This is a genomic window from Wolbachia endosymbiont (group B) of Schoenobius gigantella (assembly GCF_964031005.1).
GTDB classification, from domain to species: domain Bacteria; phylum Pseudomonadota; class Alphaproteobacteria; order Rickettsiales; family Anaplasmataceae; genus Wolbachia; species Wolbachia pipientis.
In genome coordinates, this window is the sequence record NZ_OZ035002.1 from 684,265 (window position 1) to 701,893 (window position 17,629).

The following is a 17,629-nucleotide window of genomic DNA, read 5'->3' on the forward strand; positions in this document are numbered from 1 at the left end:
CAAGATATATTAAAGTCTGCTGATGATTGGGATACGCAAGAAATCTACACAAATGCGCTAAAAAAACGAATAAAAAATAATATGGAACGTATCTATCACACGTTTCCTGGTACACCGGAAAAGGGAGATAATCATTATTTTAGTAGGTTTTTACTAGGGCAATTGTTATTATTAAGTGAAGATTCAGGAACAAGTTTAAAAAAATACATTTTTATCTATGGAGGCAATATACCTACTGAAGTGCATCCTAATCTTCGTAGGCTTAGACGTCCAGCAGCTGAAAGAGCCAGAGAAAGACTATCGGCTAATCTTGATGCAAGCCATGCAGTTGTAACAATGGTGCTTATTCCAGAAAATACAGAGAAATTGGTTTATGTGATAAATATTATTGAAGCTAACAGAAAAGATGTTCTGAACATGCTAAATGAAGTACTCCCTCTTGATAGATTAAATAGAGAAATAGGGAATAGGGAAATAGTCGAATTAAATCTTAATTTTGATACTAGATACAAGTCAGATTTTAGAAGATATCTTACTATTTGGACTGAAAAATATAATTCTTTACAAGAGTACAACAACGGAGCTGAGAGATTTCAAGGTACTTTCAAAGAAGTTCCTTATCCTAATGAGTTAAAAGAAACATTTGATAAAGCACTAGATATCCAATCCTTATCAATAAAAGGATATAGTGGATTATTAGAAAAAATTGGAGAAGGAATATTCCCTTTTAAGAGTCTCGTTAATAAAGAAGCTCATTTCCAGGGAATATTGAATGGAGTATTTAGTTATTATAGCGACCTAAAATTACAAGAATCACCAGAAACTAGAGCATTAGTTTTAACTGAGTTTCAAACTGGTAGAGGGGAACGCATTGATATGCTAGTTCATGGTATTAAGTTTGTAGCTCAAGGTGGAAATGCTGAAGAGTATACTCCAATAGGATTGGAACTTAAGGCATCAAGGCAGGGTAAGGGAGCTCAAGCTTTATTGAGGGAAGCAAATGATCAAATAAATGAAGAATACAAAGAAGGTGTTACCTATAAAACACTAACAGATGGTGATGAGGTAAAATTTATCGGTGTTGTTTTCGATAAAGGATCTAATAATCCAAATAAACTTATTTTAACAAGTAGGACAGCTAAGGAAGGATTTATTCCTGTTGGTGTAGTTCATAGTTCAGTTCATATGTTACCTACTGTAGGGCAGTGTTCTAAAGGAGAAAAAAGAGAACCTTCATCACCAGAGTATCCACCAAGTAAAAAACCAAGAAGAGAAAGAAGTGTAAATATGGCCTGCAAGGATTCGTTTGATGAAGAAGAGATTACAGAAGAGGAAAAAGAACAACGTATCAAAGAGTTGTTTAATGCTGACAAGGTAGCAGAAAGAGTAAAGAATATTGAGTTTTATGATCAGCTTTTCAAGGTTTCTGAGCGAATATCTAGAGGTGAAACTATAGACCAAAATGTTGAAGAAGCATTTATCGCAAAAGTTAAAAATATAGATCTAAGTTCAATAGATCCAGAGATTAGGGATATTGTGAAGGAGATGAAGGACAACATAGAAAATAAAGAAGAAATGAAAAATATCCTGAGAAGGTCTGGAGTAGCAGAAAAAATAGGGAAAGTAGCAGAAGGTGCAGGTCTTGCCTTTACGGTATTTTTAGTTGGTAAACATATAGCAAATGGAGATGTAGAAGGGCTAGGTTATGATGCATTAAATCTCTGGGTAATGCCAAAGATTGGTGAAAAAATCTCTGGAAAAATGTTAGAGTTAGGAACAAAGCTTGATTCTCAGATGCTAAAGGGATTTGCTCCAGTTATGGGACGTGCTATAGGTAATTTTGCGGCATTTTTAGGGTTAGCGGAGTCAATAAAAGCAAGGCAAAGTGCGACAGATCCTGCAGATATAAAGATTGCTGACCTAAACATCGCAACTAATTCTATCTTTATCGCCGCAGATGTCCCTGCGGTTGTTACTGAAACAATGTCAGTAGCAGGCTTAGAAACTGGAGTGGTAGGAGAATTTGCTGGTCCAGTTGGTGCTGCTGTCTCAGTTGCTGTTATTGTCATATCACAGTTTGTAGAAGCAGGGCTTGAGGTAGAAAAATTAGAAGAACAAATGAACCTTACAGATCAGGAAAAACATGATCTTTATTGGGATTTATTCTTAGGTAAAAAAGTACCTCATTATATAGAAGACAATATGGAAGTAAAAGAGATATATAAACAATATATATCGAAGATTGTAGATAAGTTTAAGAATGATTATTCCAGGATAGCTATATCCTTACCTCCCATTTCAGTTAAGAAAATAGAGTATGCTACTAATAATCAGCTTCGTCAAAAGAAAAGAGGTGTAGTGGATGACATAGATAATCAAATGAAACATTTATTCGATGCTTGCCGCATTAGAACAAAGGTTGTTGATAGGGAATTTGATTTTAACTTTACTGCTGCTGTGTCTTCATCTAATACAGGATACACTGATCACTATTCTAGAATAGTTCCTCACTCTCTTGAAAACTATAATATTGTTTGTGGGTCACGTGGTGATAATATAAAAGAACAAGAAGTATCTAGGGAAACCTGGCATAAACTACCAAGTGAAGCATTATGCGATGATTCTTCACCACATAAAGGTAAAGTATTAAGTACAGTAAAAGAGAAATGGTCTTTACAAGAATATCCACCTCACTGCCAAAACGTAGTTGTGTATAAGAACGAGAGTCCTCACAAGTATAAAACTGATATGTATTACATAAAATCTTTATATACTGATATACATATAAGTGAAGAAGGTAGCCTTAATCTTATTTTTTGGGGAACTCATGTATCTATTGCTGATTCAAGTAAAAAAGGAAGTGATAAAGTGGAAAATAGGTACTATTTTATGAGTCCGTTGGAGAGCTGTGATGTACAAAAATCAGGTAACAACTTCTTCTACATAGCAAAGGATAATTTTGTATGTAATTTAGGAATAGAAGGACAAAAGAACATAGTTGTAACGCAAGGTAATTTTACAGATTCAGAGAATATACATTCTATTATTGGCAGTGATAAAGCTAATCATATAGAAGTTTCTCATGCAGGTTACGTTGATGGTAAGGGTGGCAATGATGTAATAACAGCAAAAAACTTTACTGCAATAAAGGGTTATTTTGGTGATTCCATTCATGGAAAAGGTTTAGTATTATTACCGATAAATTTTAATGATATAGATAACATAACCCACGTTAATAACATAACAACCATCTATAATAAAAGTGGGGCTTTTATAAGTGTAGATAAACAAACATCGGTAAAAACAGCAGATGGTTTATTTGTAACACTAACGAAAATAGATGATAAGACTGGCGTAGTAACAAACTTGCATGTGACAAAAAGCTTGAGTGGTGATATTGTGTTAGATGATGAATTAGATAATTTACGAAAGATAGACAATTCAAACTTTAATATTACAAAGCAATTATCAAGTGCTAATTATCATAGTACTATAGGTAGTTCCAGTAATCATATTTTTTATCCTGATAAAGAACATCATAATTTTTACTGGGAAGCTCCAAGTAATATAAGTCATCTTTATCTTTTCGATAACAGAAACGCTAATATTACGATTGCTCAAGCAAATGGTATATTAGATTTTAGCCAATTAAATTGTACATTAGATGATATGCCATTTACAGAGAATAATGAAGGAGAAATAAAGATTAACAGAAATAGCTTACACGTAACCATGTTGCCGAATTACAAAGATGTTACAGTTACATTTGACGGAGAAGAATATTACAAATTTCAAAATGGGGAACTAGAGCGAGATTATTGTTCTCATAGCTTAAAAATAGATGGAAGGTTTAGCGTTAATGGTACTGACCTTTTAAATCATCATAATTGTTTCACATTTGACTCAGACAAAGTACTTTTTTTGAAACTAAATAATAATTTGCTATTGCTATCAGATAGAGGAGCATTATCGATATCAAATTATTATTCTTCTGTTCACAAAAATTGGGATTTATCTGTAGAACTGAACAATAGAATTATAGAACCAGAAGAATTTGGAGAAAGAGCTGATGAATTTAGTTCTTTCAGGTATTATAAGCCAGATGAGCAAGGGTTACAGATTTATCATAATCAACCTATTAACAAGAATGATATTGGTTTAGTTGATTTGAAAGATAAGTCTATATTAGATTTCGATATGAAAGTTATGAATGATACCTTATTGCTATCACATAAAAATAACACTCTTGTAAAAGTAGAGAACTGGAATACTTATCAACCGGCAAGAGAAATGATGTTTGCTTTTAATGATGCAATAGTTTCTAACTCAAAGTGTATAGCTTCTATTTGTAACTCAGAAGATGTTATAGTGGAATTTAATAAAGAAAAAGCAATTCTATCTACAGAGCAACTGTTTGATGCTGTGAGACGAAATAATCTTAGTGAAGTTAAGAATCTTCTCAGTATGGGTGCAGATGTTAATATTAGAGATAGGCGTGGTTGGGCACCTTTGCACTATGCTTCTGATAACGATAATAAGCTTGATACATCCAGGGCAATTTTAAATCGAAATGCTAATATTGAGGCTAAAACTAATATTGGAGAAACACCGTTACATATAGCAAATGCTTATGGTCAATTGAAAATAATTGAGCTTCTTATAGATAAAAGGGCTAACATTGAAGCTAAAACTAATGATGGTTTAACACCTTTGCATGTGGCTATTCAGCACAATAATACTACACCTAAAATAATTGAATTTCTTATAGATAAAGGTGTTAACATTGAAGCTAAAATCAAAGATGAACAGACACCTTTACATCATGCAGTTTTCAAAGACAGGCTTGATATAGTTAGAGTACTTTCAAGTCGAGGGGCTAATATTGAAGCTAAAACTAGCGATGGAAAAACACCTTTAGACTTGGCTATTCAAGGGAATTATACAGACATAGTAGGATTTTTAAAACAAACAGAATTAGACAAAAAATTATTGACTGCCACAGAAAATGGAGATCTCTCTGAAGTCAAAAAATTTGTTGGTCAGGGTGCTAGTGTTAATGCTATAGAAGTGGGCATTTTTGGTAGGAAACCTATACACATTGCTGCTGAAAAGAATTACAAAGATATTATAGAGTTCCTTCTCGATAAGGGGGTAAGCGTTGATGATACCAGTAACTATGGTTGGACACCGCTACATTATACAGCGTCGAAAGGCTGTTTAGAAGTTGCAAAGTTTCTCATTGACAAAGGGGCTAGTATTAATGCTCAAAACGTTTATGGCAGAGAGCCTATACACATTGCTGCTGAGCACGATAATAAAAATATTATAGAACTTCTTCTTAATAAAGGAGTAAGTGTTAATGAGGTTGACAAAGACGGCTGGATGTCTCTGCACTGGGCTTCTTGGAATGGCCATCTTAATATAATAGAATACCTAGTAGGTAAGGGAGCCAATGTCAATGCTAAAGATAGGAATGGTAAAACACCGCTAGATCTTGCTAGAGATAAAGGATATAATAATGTTGTAGAATACTTACAACAAACACAATTAGGTCTAGATAGGCAGTTGTTAACTGCAGTACAAGGTGGTAATCTTAATGAAGTTAAGGATTTTGTAGTTCGAGGCGCTAGCTTAGATACTCAAGATAGTAATAATGGTTGGACACCTATAATCTATGCCGCTCAGGGAAGTAAATGGGATGCGGTCAAGTTCCTTATAGCTCAGGGTGCCAAGTTTAATAATGAGATCACATATCAAGGAACACCCTTGCACTTTGCAGCTCAAGAAGGTAATTCAAATATGGTTCAATTTCTTCTTGACAAAGGTGCTAATATTGAGGCTCAAGATGCATACAATAGGAAACCTTTGCATATTGCTGTTGATGTAAACAGGTTGAATGTAGTAAATCTACTTCTTGACAGGGGTGCTAATTTAAAGGCTACAGACATGTACGGCAAGACATCCTTAGACCTAGCTATTCAAAAGGGTTACGAAGATATAGTAGAAGTTTTGAAACAAAAACAATTAAATCTAGATAAAGAATTATTAATTGCTGCAGAAAAAGGAGATCTTGAAAAAGTGAGAGAAAGTATCAGACGAGGTGCTAATGTTAATATTCAAGATAGGCAGGGTTGGACTCCTTTATTTTGGGCCATTCAAAAGAACAATTTTAATATAGTTGAACTTCTTTTAGATAACAATGCTGATATTAAGGTCAAAGATAATGAAGGTTGGACACCTATTCATTGGGCTGTGCAGTTGGGTTCATTAGACGTCGTTAAGCGTCTTGTTGAAAGAGGTGCTGATGTTAATGCCTTAACTGCTGACGGTAGAACACCCTATGATTTGGCTATCAATCAGAATTATAGAGAAATTAAGGAATATTTAAGGAGCAAGTCTGCAGTTCCATCTTCAATGTTGATTCCTCAAGTTATTCTAGCTGATGATAGCGTAAGACAGCGCAAACGCCGTGATCACAATCGTCATCATATGTCAAGAAAACCTCTTGCTATAGATTCAAGTAATCAACCTGAAATAGCAACAAGCAGTGGTACAAGACCATCTTCATGGATAAATAATTGTATTTCTTGGGCGAAAAAATTAGCAGCCAGCATTTTCTCTATAATTCCTGCATTACCCTCTCAATACAACATTGCAGACAAGAATAATGTAAAAAGTGATAATAAAAAAATACCACAAAGTACATCATCTGTTGGTTGGAATAAATTCCTAAATAATGAAAATATTGCTCTTGCAAGTTGTGTTGCCGATGCATTAGATAATACTCCAAGTAGGCGCTATCAAGGTTTAATGAGTAAAGGAGTAGAAGTTGTGCCAAGCAGCAGAGTTGCAGTTGAATTTGCTCTTAAAAAATTTAATTCATTTGTAGAAGATAAAATAAGAAACCTAGAATCAAAAGAACAAGCTAGAATACATGTTGAACTTAAAGATGCATATCCAGAAATAATAGCAAGCTTGGAAAGAGGAGTTGAATTTAGTGGTAATGTTGGGTTAGATAATGTTTTAGAAAAGTGCAAGAAGTGCTTTTGTACAAATGTCTTGCCAAAGGATAAAGTATCAACTTGTCTTTCTGATGTAGGAGTAACCAAACTTGGAGGTAATCTCAATAGGTAGGTTATAATATAAGAGGTGGAGCTATAATATGCCAAGTAGTGGAAAATTTAAAGTGAAGGTGGCAAAATTAGCCACAAAATAATTAGGTATACCAGTAGCAAGTTTGATGGCTCTAATACTAACATGAATGAAGTAGGAATACAAGACTAGAGTTGGGGAATAAATGGTTAATATACTATCCATATTAAACTTACAGCACGTAGCTTTGATATAGAAGTTTGGGTAACGTTATGATAGTAATTTATATAATTCTATGTGCAATCTTTATAGCTGTTTTAGATAGTTCATTAGACTCTTAATTAGGGGATATTTCTCACTTAGAAAAGGTTTTCATAAATGTTAAAGTGAATAAGTAGGGATATTATGCTTTTTTCTTAAGTTGCAAAATTTCAGAATGAGAGAGACCAGTAATTTGAGCGATAACATCAATAGAGACACCGGCCTTGAGTGAGTTTTTTGCAACTTCGATTTTTTCTTCTTGCCTACCTTCTTGTCTACCTTTTTCTTGACCAACTCTAAGACCCTCATCAAATTTTTGAGCAAAAGCAGCGATCTCATCCATTATACGTTTTTTCATTTGTTCATATGCTAGTAACTCTTCTTCTGACCAATTAAACTTATTCATCTCTTCATAAGCTCGTTTTATTATTAGGTCACTACCAACTATCTTATCTAGATCCTCTTCCCTTGTTTCTCCTGCATAGCGAAAAAAGTAACACCATTTTTCTACTATATTTTCTAGTTGGTCTTCTTTTGTCTTTGTAAATTTTGGTAGTTCTATGAATACGAAGTAAAAATCCTTTAAGTCATGTTCAAAGCTATTTTGATCTAAAATGACATGATTAGATTTGTACTCAGCCTTATCTGGAAAAATAATACAATCAGCAACAGCAATAAAGATAATTTCTTTAAGGTTATGATAATCATCACCTTGATCAGCTTGACTTGAGTAGGCTTTAGCAGCATAATATTGAGCACGCTTTTCGAAGCCTTTGGTCTTAGTGAACTGCATTTCTATAATATATCTTGAACCTTGAGAGTCTTTACAAAGAACATCGACAATACTTTGCTTTTTAGCGGCAACTTCAGGGTCTAAAATGGTAGCTAAGAATTCAACATCGTGAATAGCCGCTAAGCCAGTAAAGCCTAAAATATCGTTCAAGAAATGAATGAGGATATCTTTATTCTTCTCGGTGCCAAATATTCTTTTAAATGCATAATCGTTGCGTGCGTCAAGAAACTTCGAAAGAGCCATGAGAAAGTAAGTTAAAAAGCATTAATAATTATACACAATTCTGAAGAAATATTCAACGTTTTTGTGCTAAAGTCTATTAAAGTTAGAAAATTTCAAGAGTTGGGAAAAATTACTTTCATAGATAACCTTAGAATGCTACTATGCACCTTAGACGCCCTTTTGTAGATCTTTTTATCAACTCTTCTATAAGGTATATTGAAATGCTAACAAATGGATTTATGATTTAGCAGCCTCAAAGATACCTATCTAAAGTGTGAACTTCTTAGCTTGTCATAGCATAGGCATTTAATATACTAGTTCTCAACAAAGGTAACATATGCTAGCAAAATTTCTATCTAAAACTTTTAAAATGGTAGGTTATGAAAAAGAATGACCGTTAGCTATACTAATTCTTTAGATCACCAAGTGGGAGAGAAGGTAAGAAGTTTTAGGTTAGCAAAGGGATATACTCAAAAAGATTTAGCGGGAAAAATCGGCGTAACATATCAAATAGTACTACAATATGAAAAAGGAACACGTAAAATTTCGATTGAGAAGTTGTACGCTATAGCAGAAGTGTTATCGATAGGTATTGTAGACCTAATTCCTGTATCAAAGGAAAAAATCTGTTTTGAAGATGAGGGAGAGGAAATATTAAATCTAATAAGAGAATATAAAAAGATTAACGATCAGGAGTTACGTAGAATGTTTTGTTTACTAACCAAATTTGTTCAAGTTAGTGAGAAAAATAGTAAAAAAACGGAGAGAATAAAAATTGCAAAAGGTCTGGTTAAAGCAGGAGTTTCTGTTGATATTGTTGCAAAAACAATTGGTCTCTCTGCTGATGAATGTGTTGAAGAAAAAGGAGGTTCTATTTACTGCCAAATAGGAAAGAAGATAAAAGAATGGAGACTAGTGAGAGAGTATACTCAAAAGGATTTGGCTGAGAAAATGGATACAACACGTGATGAAATAAGCAATTATGAGCAAGAACGTGTGGCCATTCCACTGGAAAAATTATATGCAATAGCAGAAACATTATCAATTAGCATTACAGATCTGCTCATAGAAGAAGATGAGATAGTAGAAAATGAACTACCTGATTTAATAAAAGAATACAAAAAAATTGAGAGTCAAGAATTACGCTATGCGCTAATAAAATCTCTGTTTGAAAGCATACAAGTTTGCAAAGAGAAAGTGGAGAGAGTAGAAAAGATGAAAATTGCAAAGAATTTAGTTAAGGAAGGAATTTCTATCAATATTATTTTAAAAACAGTAGGCATCTCTTTAGGCGAAATTCAACAGATTTAAAATAAAAAAATCATTATCTATTAAGATCTTAATTTATTCATGAAAAAATAAGTAGAAAAGATTGAGAAATTGATTTGACTTCACTCGAAAGCTATGGCTTTATGCCAATGCTGATAAAAAACAGCAGTAAATATTAAAAAAAAGTTTGTTGTTAGTGAAGGGTAAATTATATGAATAAAAGTAAAGAAGAAATCGAATTCAGAATATTAGAAAGCAAAGGCAAAGCACTACTTGATCGTGAAATAATGGAAACGTTTCTAAGTGCAGTACATGAAAGGCCACAAGCTCAAGAAATTGCTAAAAATCTGGTGAATACTTATACGGGAGTAGGAAGGATTTTAGGTAGAGAAATGGATGACCTGAAAGTTATAGAAGGAGTAACTGATTCTGCAGTAGCAATGATCATGTGTGTTAAGGAAACACTAGAAAGGGTATTGAGAGAAAAGCTCAAGAATGAGCCAATCATGGATAATTTGCAAGGGCTAGTAGAGTACTTAAACGTAAGTATAGGACACTCAGAAAGGGAATGTATAAAAATACTGTATTTGAATAGAAGGCGCCAATTAATCGGAGAAGAATCTTATATTGGTGAAATGGAAAAAGCACCAGTGTACATAAAGGAGATTACAAGAAAGGCATTAATAAAAAATGCAACATCAATAATAATGTCACATAACCATCCTGGAGGAAGTTTAGAACCATCAGAAGAAGATCAAGAAGTAACGAAGAGTTTAGCAGCAGCATGTAGTACTGTAAGTGTTAGATTATTTGATCACATTATCATCACAAGTGCAGGGTATTTTAGCTTTAGAGAAAGTGGATTGTTATAGCAGAAAGTATTTGCAAATCTACTCACTATAATTTATAATGAGTAATATAGTGTATAATAACTATACACTTAGAAAGTATTTTTAATAATGGAGGTAATTGTATGGGTAATAAAATAATTGTACCTTTTGGTGACAAAAAAGGAGGTACTTACGAATTAAACGTTGACCTTGATAAGTTATCAAAAGGTGAGATGTTAAATGCTATTATAGGAATTGGTCGTACTAAAGAGCAGTCTACCTTTGTAAGCAAAATTAATAAGGCTAAAAATCCTGGAGATGTACCTTTCCCTGGTAGAGAAGTTCGCGAAAACCAAATCAACTATGGGAAAGGACTTGACTACATATATGGTACAAAACCTATAAGTGATCAAGAAGATAAAAATCCATTTACCTCTGCCTTGCAAAAAATAAAGCCAAGTAGAGGTGAAAGTGAAAAGTTGAGCTGGTTTAAGAGTACTGTGGTAAGAGCAAAAAGTCCAAATGAACTGCACAAGGCTGTAGACGAAGCACTAGCTGCTGGAGCAAGGCTAAATGCATGTAATGATGGGGAATGGAGTTTTGCAGCAGTTGTGTTAAAAGTCAATAGAAAAATTGATGTAGCTGTGAATAAGTACTTAAAATTTGTGTGGGCGTACTTATTCACAGCTATGCTATTGCTATATAGAAGCAGTTTTAGGGCTATACTCCTCAGTAAACAGTCTACCGTCTCTTACTAAAGAGTTAGCAAGGATAAGTAATTTTCTCATTGCAGCAGTAGAGGTAACTTTATATGGTTTTTTATATTGATTGTATAGCCTATCAAAGAAGATTTTTATATAAGAATTGTACCTTTGCGCACTAAGAATGCACATATGTAAAACCTTTCTAATTTGTGATCTACCACCCTGAATACACCTTTTTCCCTTACTAAAACCACTATCTCGATTAAAAGGTGCAACTCCGGAAAGGCTGGATATTTCTTTATGTTGGAGAGTTCCAAGCTCGGGTAGATAACAAATAAAAGTAATAGCTGTTATTGCACCTACACCAGGTATACTAGTTATTGACATGTACTTTTTTTTAAGCTTTTGATTTTTATCGACTAATTCCATTACCTCATCTTCTAAGACTTGAATTTGATTTTGTAAAACTGCAAGTAGCTCTTCCATTTGTTTGATTATAGATAAATCGGTTACTTGATGAGCTTGGGTTTTTTGTATTTTTGCTATTTCTACTAGTTGATTCCTGCGAGATAATTTTTGCTTCAAACAGTCAATACTACTAACTTTTAAAGGAGTGACACGCATGTCTGTATTACTAACATAACGTGAGATGATGCTACAGTCTATTTTATCAGTTTTAGTAGCAATACCAAGGCTTTTTGCATAATCTCTCACCCATCTTGGTTGAATGACATATACTTCAAAACCATGGCTTAATAAAGTATAAGCACATAATTTTTCGTACCCACCAGTTGCTTCAAGTCCAACTTTGGTTACGTTATGTAAACGCAAAAAGTCGATTATTTGATCAATAGCTTGAACGTTATTTTCAAATACTTTATGATGTCCAAGTGGATGAATATGGATATCTAGTTTATTTTTGCTAATATCAATGCCAGTAATAATATTTGATAAATTCATAATCCCTCCATAAATAATGTGTATACTGCATTTTCCACCCTTATATACGAGCCTAAAAGCTCAACCAGTTGTTCGGAACTTTCAGTATAATAAACCAGAGAGGAGAACCTTGCTGCAAAACGGTCCTTATGACCAAGAGTATGTACGGTTCCTCCTCTCTGCGTGTCTTTATACCGCCATTTCGTGACATTTATAAAGACTTGTTTTTAACATATAAGAATATGTAGTATTAGGTACACATTTTCACAGATTAGAAAAAAGTGATCGAAAAAAGCTAATACGTAAATTAATGCTAAGCGGTGCAGAGTTTCATGATACTTTACTGCAGAATAAACTGATAGGTGAAATCTATAATGAGCTACAGCCAGAAGTTCAGCCACAGATAGATAAGCAACTAGAAGAGCTAGAGGAAGCTGGCGAAAGTGCTGTTCAAGAAGGATCCTTAATAGATTTCGAGATAGACAATACAACATCATATATAGAATTTTCTGATGATAGCAAGGTAGAGGTAGCCAAAATACTGGAAGCAAACAGAGGTTTAATTTTAAGAATGGGCAATAATGCAGTAGAGGTTAAAAGCGAGAAAGGAGATATAAGAAACTATACTGATATGTCAGATGGAAGCTCTATTGTATTAGAATTTCCTACGAGCATTGGTAAGCTAAATGTTATATTGTACCACGATGTAAAAAAATATGATCAAGTACAAGTCAGAGTAGAAAACAAGGAAATGTGGGCTGAGTTACAAAAAAGAGGCGAAGAAATAGGAAAAAATTGCCTCTTTGGGGGAGTGAATCTTAAGGAAGTGGTAGAAAGAGGTAATTTCACTAGGTGCGGCATATGGAGTAAAAAGCAGAAGGAAGTAAGTGAAAAATTGTTTTCATGGGCAGACAAAGTACGCGAAGGCAGTAAAGAGACTTTTAGGGGGCTTTAATTAACCTTCTTTCTTCATTTACGGTTAATTTTAAGGTTTCAGAATCTACCATTATATCTGGAGCCTTTGAGCTATAGTAGAAAATATTATATGTAAGGTTCTTTTTGTGGAAAGAAATCTAGACTATGAAGTAGGGCAAAAAGTAAAAAATTGGAGGTTAGAGCGAGGTTATACTCAGAAAGATTTAGCAAAGAAAATTGGTGTAAAGTACTGGGTGATACTGCAATATGAGAAAGGGAACCGTAGAGTTCCAATTGAAAGGTTATATGCTATAGCTGAGGCACTATCAATCAGTATTACGGATCTAATTCCTATATCAAAAAGCTGTCTTGAAGATGAGGGAGAAGAAATATTAGATCTAGTAAGAGAATATAAAAAGATTAATGATCAGGAGTTGCGTAGGATGTTTTGTTTGCTAACCAAATTTGTCCAAGTCAGTGAAAAAAGTAGTAGAAAATCGGAAAAAATAAAAATTGCAAATGGTCTGGTTAAAGCAGGAGTTTCTGTTGATATCGTTGCAAAAACAATTGGTCTGTCTGCTGATGAATGTATTGAAGAAAAAGTTGGTTCTATATACTACCAAATAGGCAAAAAGATAAAGGAATGGAGGCTAGTGAGAGAGTGTACTCAAAAGGATTTAGCAGAGAAAATGAGTACAACACGTGACGAAATAAGCAATTATGAACAAGGAAGGACTGCTGTTCCACTTGATAAATTATATGAAATGGCAGAAATATTATCGATTGGTATTACAGATCTGCTAATGGAAGAAGATGAAGGTAGTAAAGTAGTACCTGATTTGATTAAAGAATACAAAGAGATTGAGAGCCAAGAACTACGTAATGCACTAATAAAATCTTTGTTTGAAGGCATACGGATTTGTGAAGAAAAAGTGAGGAAAGCGGAAAGAATCAAAGTTGCAAAGGATTTAGTGAAAGAAGGAATTTCTGTTGATATTATTTTGCAAATAATCGGTTTGTCTGCTAACCAAATTGCATAAAAGTTTATTTTTTTAATTGAGGTATATGTTTGTTTCTGTAAGTGATGTTAGTCCTATACGCTACAAAATAGGGCAAAAAATAGAAAATTGTAGGTTAATGCGAGGTCATACTCAAATAGAATTAGCAAGTAAAATAGGTTTAACATACCAAGAAGTGAACAGCTATGAAAATGGATATACTCCTATTCCAATTGAAGTACTATATGTAATAGCAAGAGTATTGTCAGTTAATGCTGTAGATCTATTACCTAAACCAATAATAGTAAGAGAGTATGAAGATGAAGACGAAGAAATATTCTATCTAACGAAAATATATGAGAATCAAAAGTTAGGCAAAATAGTACCTTCATTAGTCAGGTTTGTTCATATTAGCGAAAAAATTAATCAAGAAGAGGCAAGATTAGAGGTAGCAAAAAATCTAGTAAAAGAAGGAGTTTCAGTTGACATAATTTCCCAAGCAACCGGCTTATCTATTTACGAGTATGATAATACAGAGAAAGAAGTCTGCACTGATTCTATATACTACAGAGTAGGGCAAAGAATAAGAGAATGGAGATTGATAAGAAGGTATACTCAAAAAGATTTGGCGGATAAAGTTGATGTAACACTCAAGGAAATACACGAATATGAAAAAGGGTATACTGCCATATCATTAGATAAATTATATGAAATAGCAGGAGAATTATCAGTGAATATTAAAGTTCTGCTACCTAAAACAAGAGAAAGCAAAAAGCTATTGAGTTTAATGGATGAGTACAGAGAACAAGAATCACTAGTCAAATCTCTATCTGAAAGTATGAAAAATGGCAAGAAAAAAGTTAAAAAAATAGAAAAGATCAAAGTTGCGAAAAATCTAGCAAAGGCAGGTGTTGCTCTTGATATTATTGCGCGAGCAAGTGGCCTAACTGCTGATGAGTGTGAAAATTGAATTGTGTTAAAGATATAAGTGAAAGTGGTTAATATATTAACTATTCTAAATCCTTGTTTAGCTGACTCAACTGAAGCATTTTCATAATTGAGGTAAAGTTTTGCTGCTAATTTGCATTGGATGTTTTCAGTTATGGTATTATCCACATAGGTGATAGTTGTAATTGTATTCGCAAATATTATCATATATTAAGACAAATCTGTCAGTATCTCTACCTTCAAGTCTATTAAAACTATACAATTAAGCCAAATTTTATATAATATTTTTTTTTACTAAATATTCATGAATATGGTTAAACAGTAGGTAGAAGAAAGCCTTTGTATTGTTAATCTTTTTAAAGTCAAGTTATGTTGTGGAAATTTTTGTAAGAACTTTATGAATTACAAATTAAGGTTTTACTTACTTGGAGTTGGATGGTTTATACTTAGCTTATTTAGTAGTGTAGCTAATGATACTATATCAAAATATCTAAGTTTACATCTTCAGAGTTTTGAAATAACTTTTTTCCGCTTTCTGTTTACCACTATTACCCTTGTACCTTTTATGTTTTACTATGGAATAGAAGCTTTTAAAACAAGTCAAATATCTATTCAAATAACTAGAGGTGCATTATTGTTTTTTGGAATGGTCTTATGGACCTATGGATTGAGTACTTTCCCCATAATAACTGCAACGATTATAAGTTTTTCTATACCATTATTTGTTATACTTCTTGCAATCCCTTTACTAAACGAAAATATAATTTGGCAAAGATGGATAGTAACTGTTATTGGCTTTGTTGGTATTGCTATTACTACCAAAGCTCATAGTGAAGACTTTAATCCTGAAATTCTTATTTTTATTGTATCTGCGTTAATCTTTGCTATATTAGACATACTTAATAAGAAACTTGTGATAAAAGAGTCAGTAATAAGTATGTTATTTTATTCAGCTCTAACGACAACTATTTTTTCTACTCCACCTTTGTTATTTTATTGGCATATGCCTTCCTTGTTGGAATTAATATTACTGCTGATTTTAGGAATTAATTCAAATCTAATTTTGCTCTTTATGTTAAAAGCTTTTGCTCTTACTGATGCTACTGCACTTGCACCATATAGATACATAGAGCTAATAATTTCTGCAATAGTAACATACGTTATATTTAATGAATTACCTGATAAAAGTGCTTTATATGGTACTTTGATATTAATACCATCAACCTTATTTATAGCTTATTCGGAGGGTAAGGCAATTAAGAAAAATAATGTAACAACAAAAGTTTATAATTGTTAATGGTATTTATTTTAGATGCTAAGCTATATTTTTAAGGTGATAATAAAATGCACATAACTATTATAGGAGTAGGGTATGTAGGATTAGTATCTGGTACAATGTTATCGGAGCAGGGCCATAAAGTTGATTGCATTGACATAAATACTGAGAAGATTGAACTTTTGAAATCAGGGAAAATTCCCTTATATGAACCTGGATTAGCAGATTATTTAGAGAATAATATAAAGTCACAAAGGATAAGATTTTTCGATTCGTATTTTCAAATAAATCCCAATACAGAAGTAGTATTTATAACTGTAGATACTCCATCAGACTCTCTAGGAAATGCAAATTTACAGAATGTATATAATGCAGTAAGTGAAGTTTCTGAGAGAGTTAATCAAGATTGCTTAATAGTGATAAAGTCAACTGTTCCTCCTGGTACTGCAGAAAATATATATAATTATTTATCTAATAAGGGCTATAACTTTGATTTGGGGGTTAATCCAGAGTTTCTCAAGCAAGGCTCTGCAGTATCAGATTTTTTATACCCAGATAGGATAATAATAGGAGTAAAAACTAAGCTAGCTAGAGCAAAACTAGAAGTTATATATAGATCATTTATAGATAAGAATATTCCGTTAATAGTCACTGATACAGTTACTGCTGAAATGATTAAATATGCTTCTAATGCTTTTCTAGCAACAAAGGTTGCTTTTATCAATGAGATGGCAGGTTTATGTGAGCTATTAGGAGCAGACATTGACCTTTTAGCTAACAGTATGGGAATGGACCATAGAATAGGTAAGGAATTTCTCAAAGCTGGTCCAGGATTTGGAGGATCATGTTTTCCTAAAGATTTGTCAGCTTTAATAAGGCTTGCTGAAGATCACAATGTCAAGCTACACATTTTAAATTCAGTTAAGGAATCTAACTATAATCATATAACAAACATTGCTAAAAAGGTAGAATATGTATTAAATGGAGTCCAAAATAAAAAAATAGCAATATGGGGGCTAACTTTTAAGTCTGGTACTGATGATGTAAGAAATAGCCCAGCTATAGATATTGCACAATTGTTAGTGAATAACAAGGCTAAAATTACTGCATATGACCCAATGGGGATGGATAATGCTAGGCAAGTTCTAAAGGATATAGAATACGCGGACAATGCTATAGGGGCTGCAAGGGACGCGGAAGCCTTGTTATTGTTAACGGAGTGGAAAGAATTTAAAAATCAAGATTTTGCAAGTTTAAAGAGTATTATGGCTGCACCTAATGTTTTTGATTTCCGTAATTTATTAGATAGCGAGCTATTACTAAGATATGGTTACCATGTTTATTCCTTGGGTAAAAAATCTATCTACAAAGTTTAACTGTTG

The 17,629-nt window shown here is 33.1% G+C and carries 9 protein-coding genes and 2 pseudogenes; 9 read left to right on the plus strand and 2 right to left on the minus strand.

The window, feature by feature from the left end; translation table 11 throughout:
* Nucleotides 1-81 precede the first annotated feature (81 nt).
* Entirely contained in the window at nucleotides 82-7,134 is a 7,053-nt protein-coding gene (locus ACQH2O_RS03280; RefSeq protein WP_425385309.1) for an ankyrin repeat domain-containing protein, read from the plus strand.
* Nucleotides 7,135-7,495: 361 nt separating this feature from the next.
* Here ACQH2O_RS03280 and ACQH2O_RS03285 read toward each other — a convergent pair whose 3' ends face one another.
* Nucleotides 7,496-8,389, minus strand: a complete 894-nt coding sequence (locus ACQH2O_RS03285) for an Rpn family recombination-promoting nuclease/putative transposase (protein ID WP_425385310.1) — start codon at nucleotides 8,387-8,389, stop codon at nucleotides 7,496-7,498.
* 369 nt (nucleotides 8,390-8,758) lie between these two features.
* Between ACQH2O_RS03285 and wmk (ACQH2O_RS03290) the strand changes: the two genes are divergently transcribed.
* From wmk (ACQH2O_RS03290) to ACQH2O_RS03300, 3 genes and pseudogenes are all read left to right on the plus strand, one after another.
* On the plus strand, nucleotides 8,759-9,679 hold the full coding sequence (gene wmk / locus ACQH2O_RS03290) for a WO male-killing family protein Wmk (protein WP_425385311.1): 921 nt from the start codon (nucleotides 8,759-8,761) through the stop codon (nucleotides 9,677-9,679).
* A gap of 170 nt (nucleotides 9,680-9,849) precedes the next feature.
* Entirely contained in the window at nucleotides 9,850-10,509 is a 660-nt protein-coding gene (locus tag ACQH2O_RS03295) for a JAB domain-containing protein (RefSeq protein WP_425385312.1), read from the plus strand.
* A gap of 101 nt (nucleotides 10,510-10,610) precedes the next feature.
* Nucleotides 10,611-11,084 (plus strand): annotated as a pseudogene (locus tag ACQH2O_RS03300) (hypothetical protein); the annotation flags it as partial.
* An 81-nt stretch (nucleotides 11,085-11,165) separates the two neighbouring features.
* On the opposite strand, the gene ACQH2O_RS03305 reads toward ACQH2O_RS03300, so the two are convergent.
* Nucleotides 11,166-12,131 (minus strand): IS110 family transposase, encoded by a 966-nt coding sequence (locus tag ACQH2O_RS03305; RefSeq protein WP_425385222.1) that lies wholly within the window; start codon nucleotides 12,129-12,131, stop codon nucleotides 11,166-11,168.
* A gap of 217 nt (nucleotides 12,132-12,348) precedes the next feature.
* Between ACQH2O_RS03305 and ACQH2O_RS03310 the strand changes: the two are divergent.
* From ACQH2O_RS03310 to ACQH2O_RS03330, 5 genes and pseudogenes are all read left to right on the plus strand, one after another.
* A pseudogene (locus ACQH2O_RS03310) lies at nucleotides 12,349-13,065 on the plus strand (hypothetical protein); the annotation flags it as partial.
* Nucleotides 13,066-13,171: 106 nt separating this feature from the next.
* Nucleotides 13,172-14,065 carry a WO male-killing family protein Wmk gene (wmk, locus tag ACQH2O_RS03315; RefSeq protein WP_425385313.1) on the plus strand — a complete coding sequence of 298 codons (894 nt, stop codon included), beginning with the start codon at nucleotides 13,172-13,174 and terminating at the stop codon, nucleotides 14,063-14,065.
* A gap of 25 nt (nucleotides 14,066-14,090) precedes the next feature.
* Entirely contained in the window at nucleotides 14,091-14,993 is a 903-nt protein-coding gene (gene wmk / locus ACQH2O_RS03320; protein ID WP_425385314.1) for a WO male-killing family protein Wmk, read from the plus strand.
* A 375-nt stretch (nucleotides 14,994-15,368) separates the two neighbouring features.
* Nucleotides 15,369-16,268 (plus strand): DMT family transporter, encoded by a 900-nt coding sequence (locus tag ACQH2O_RS03325; RefSeq protein ID WP_425385315.1) that lies wholly within the window; start codon nucleotides 15,369-15,371, stop codon nucleotides 16,266-16,268.
* Between the two features lie 47 nt (nucleotides 16,269-16,315).
* Nucleotides 16,316-17,623 (plus strand): UDP-glucose dehydrogenase family protein, encoded by a 1,308-nt coding sequence (locus tag ACQH2O_RS03330; protein WP_425385316.1) that lies wholly within the window; start codon nucleotides 16,316-16,318, stop codon nucleotides 17,621-17,623.
* The last annotated feature ends 6 nt before the right edge of the window (nucleotides 17,624-17,629 follow it).

Bases quoted from the DNA above. Each gene is read 5' to 3' on its own strand.
- wmk (WP_425385314.1), top strand. From the start codon at position 14,091: ATGTTTGTTTCTGTAAGTGATGTTAGTCCTATACGCTACAAAATAGGG.
- ACQH2O_RS03330 (WP_425385316.1), top strand. From the start codon at position 16,316: ATGCACATAACTATTATAGGAGTAGGGTATGTAGGATTAGTATCTGGT.
- ACQH2O_RS03285 (WP_425385310.1), bottom strand. From the start codon at position 8,389: ATGGCTCTTTCGAAGTTTCTTGACGCACGCAACGATTATGCATTTAAA.
- ACQH2O_RS03305 (WP_425385222.1), bottom strand. From the start codon at position 12,131: ATGAATTTATCAAATATTATTACTGGCATTGATATTAGCAAAAATAAA.
- ACQH2O_RS03295 (WP_425385312.1), top strand. From the start codon at position 9,850: ATGAATAAAAGTAAAGAAGAAATCGAATTCAGAATATTAGAAAGCAAA.
- wmk (WP_425385311.1), top strand. From the start codon at position 8,759: ATGACCGTTAGCTATACTAATTCTTTAGATCACCAAGTGGGAGAGAAG.
- ACQH2O_RS03325 (WP_425385315.1), top strand. From the start codon at position 15,369: ATGAATTACAAATTAAGGTTTTACTTACTTGGAGTTGGATGGTTTATA.
- ACQH2O_RS03280 (WP_425385309.1), top strand. From the start codon at position 82: ATGGAACGTATCTATCACACGTTTCCTGGTACACCGGAAAAGGGAGAT.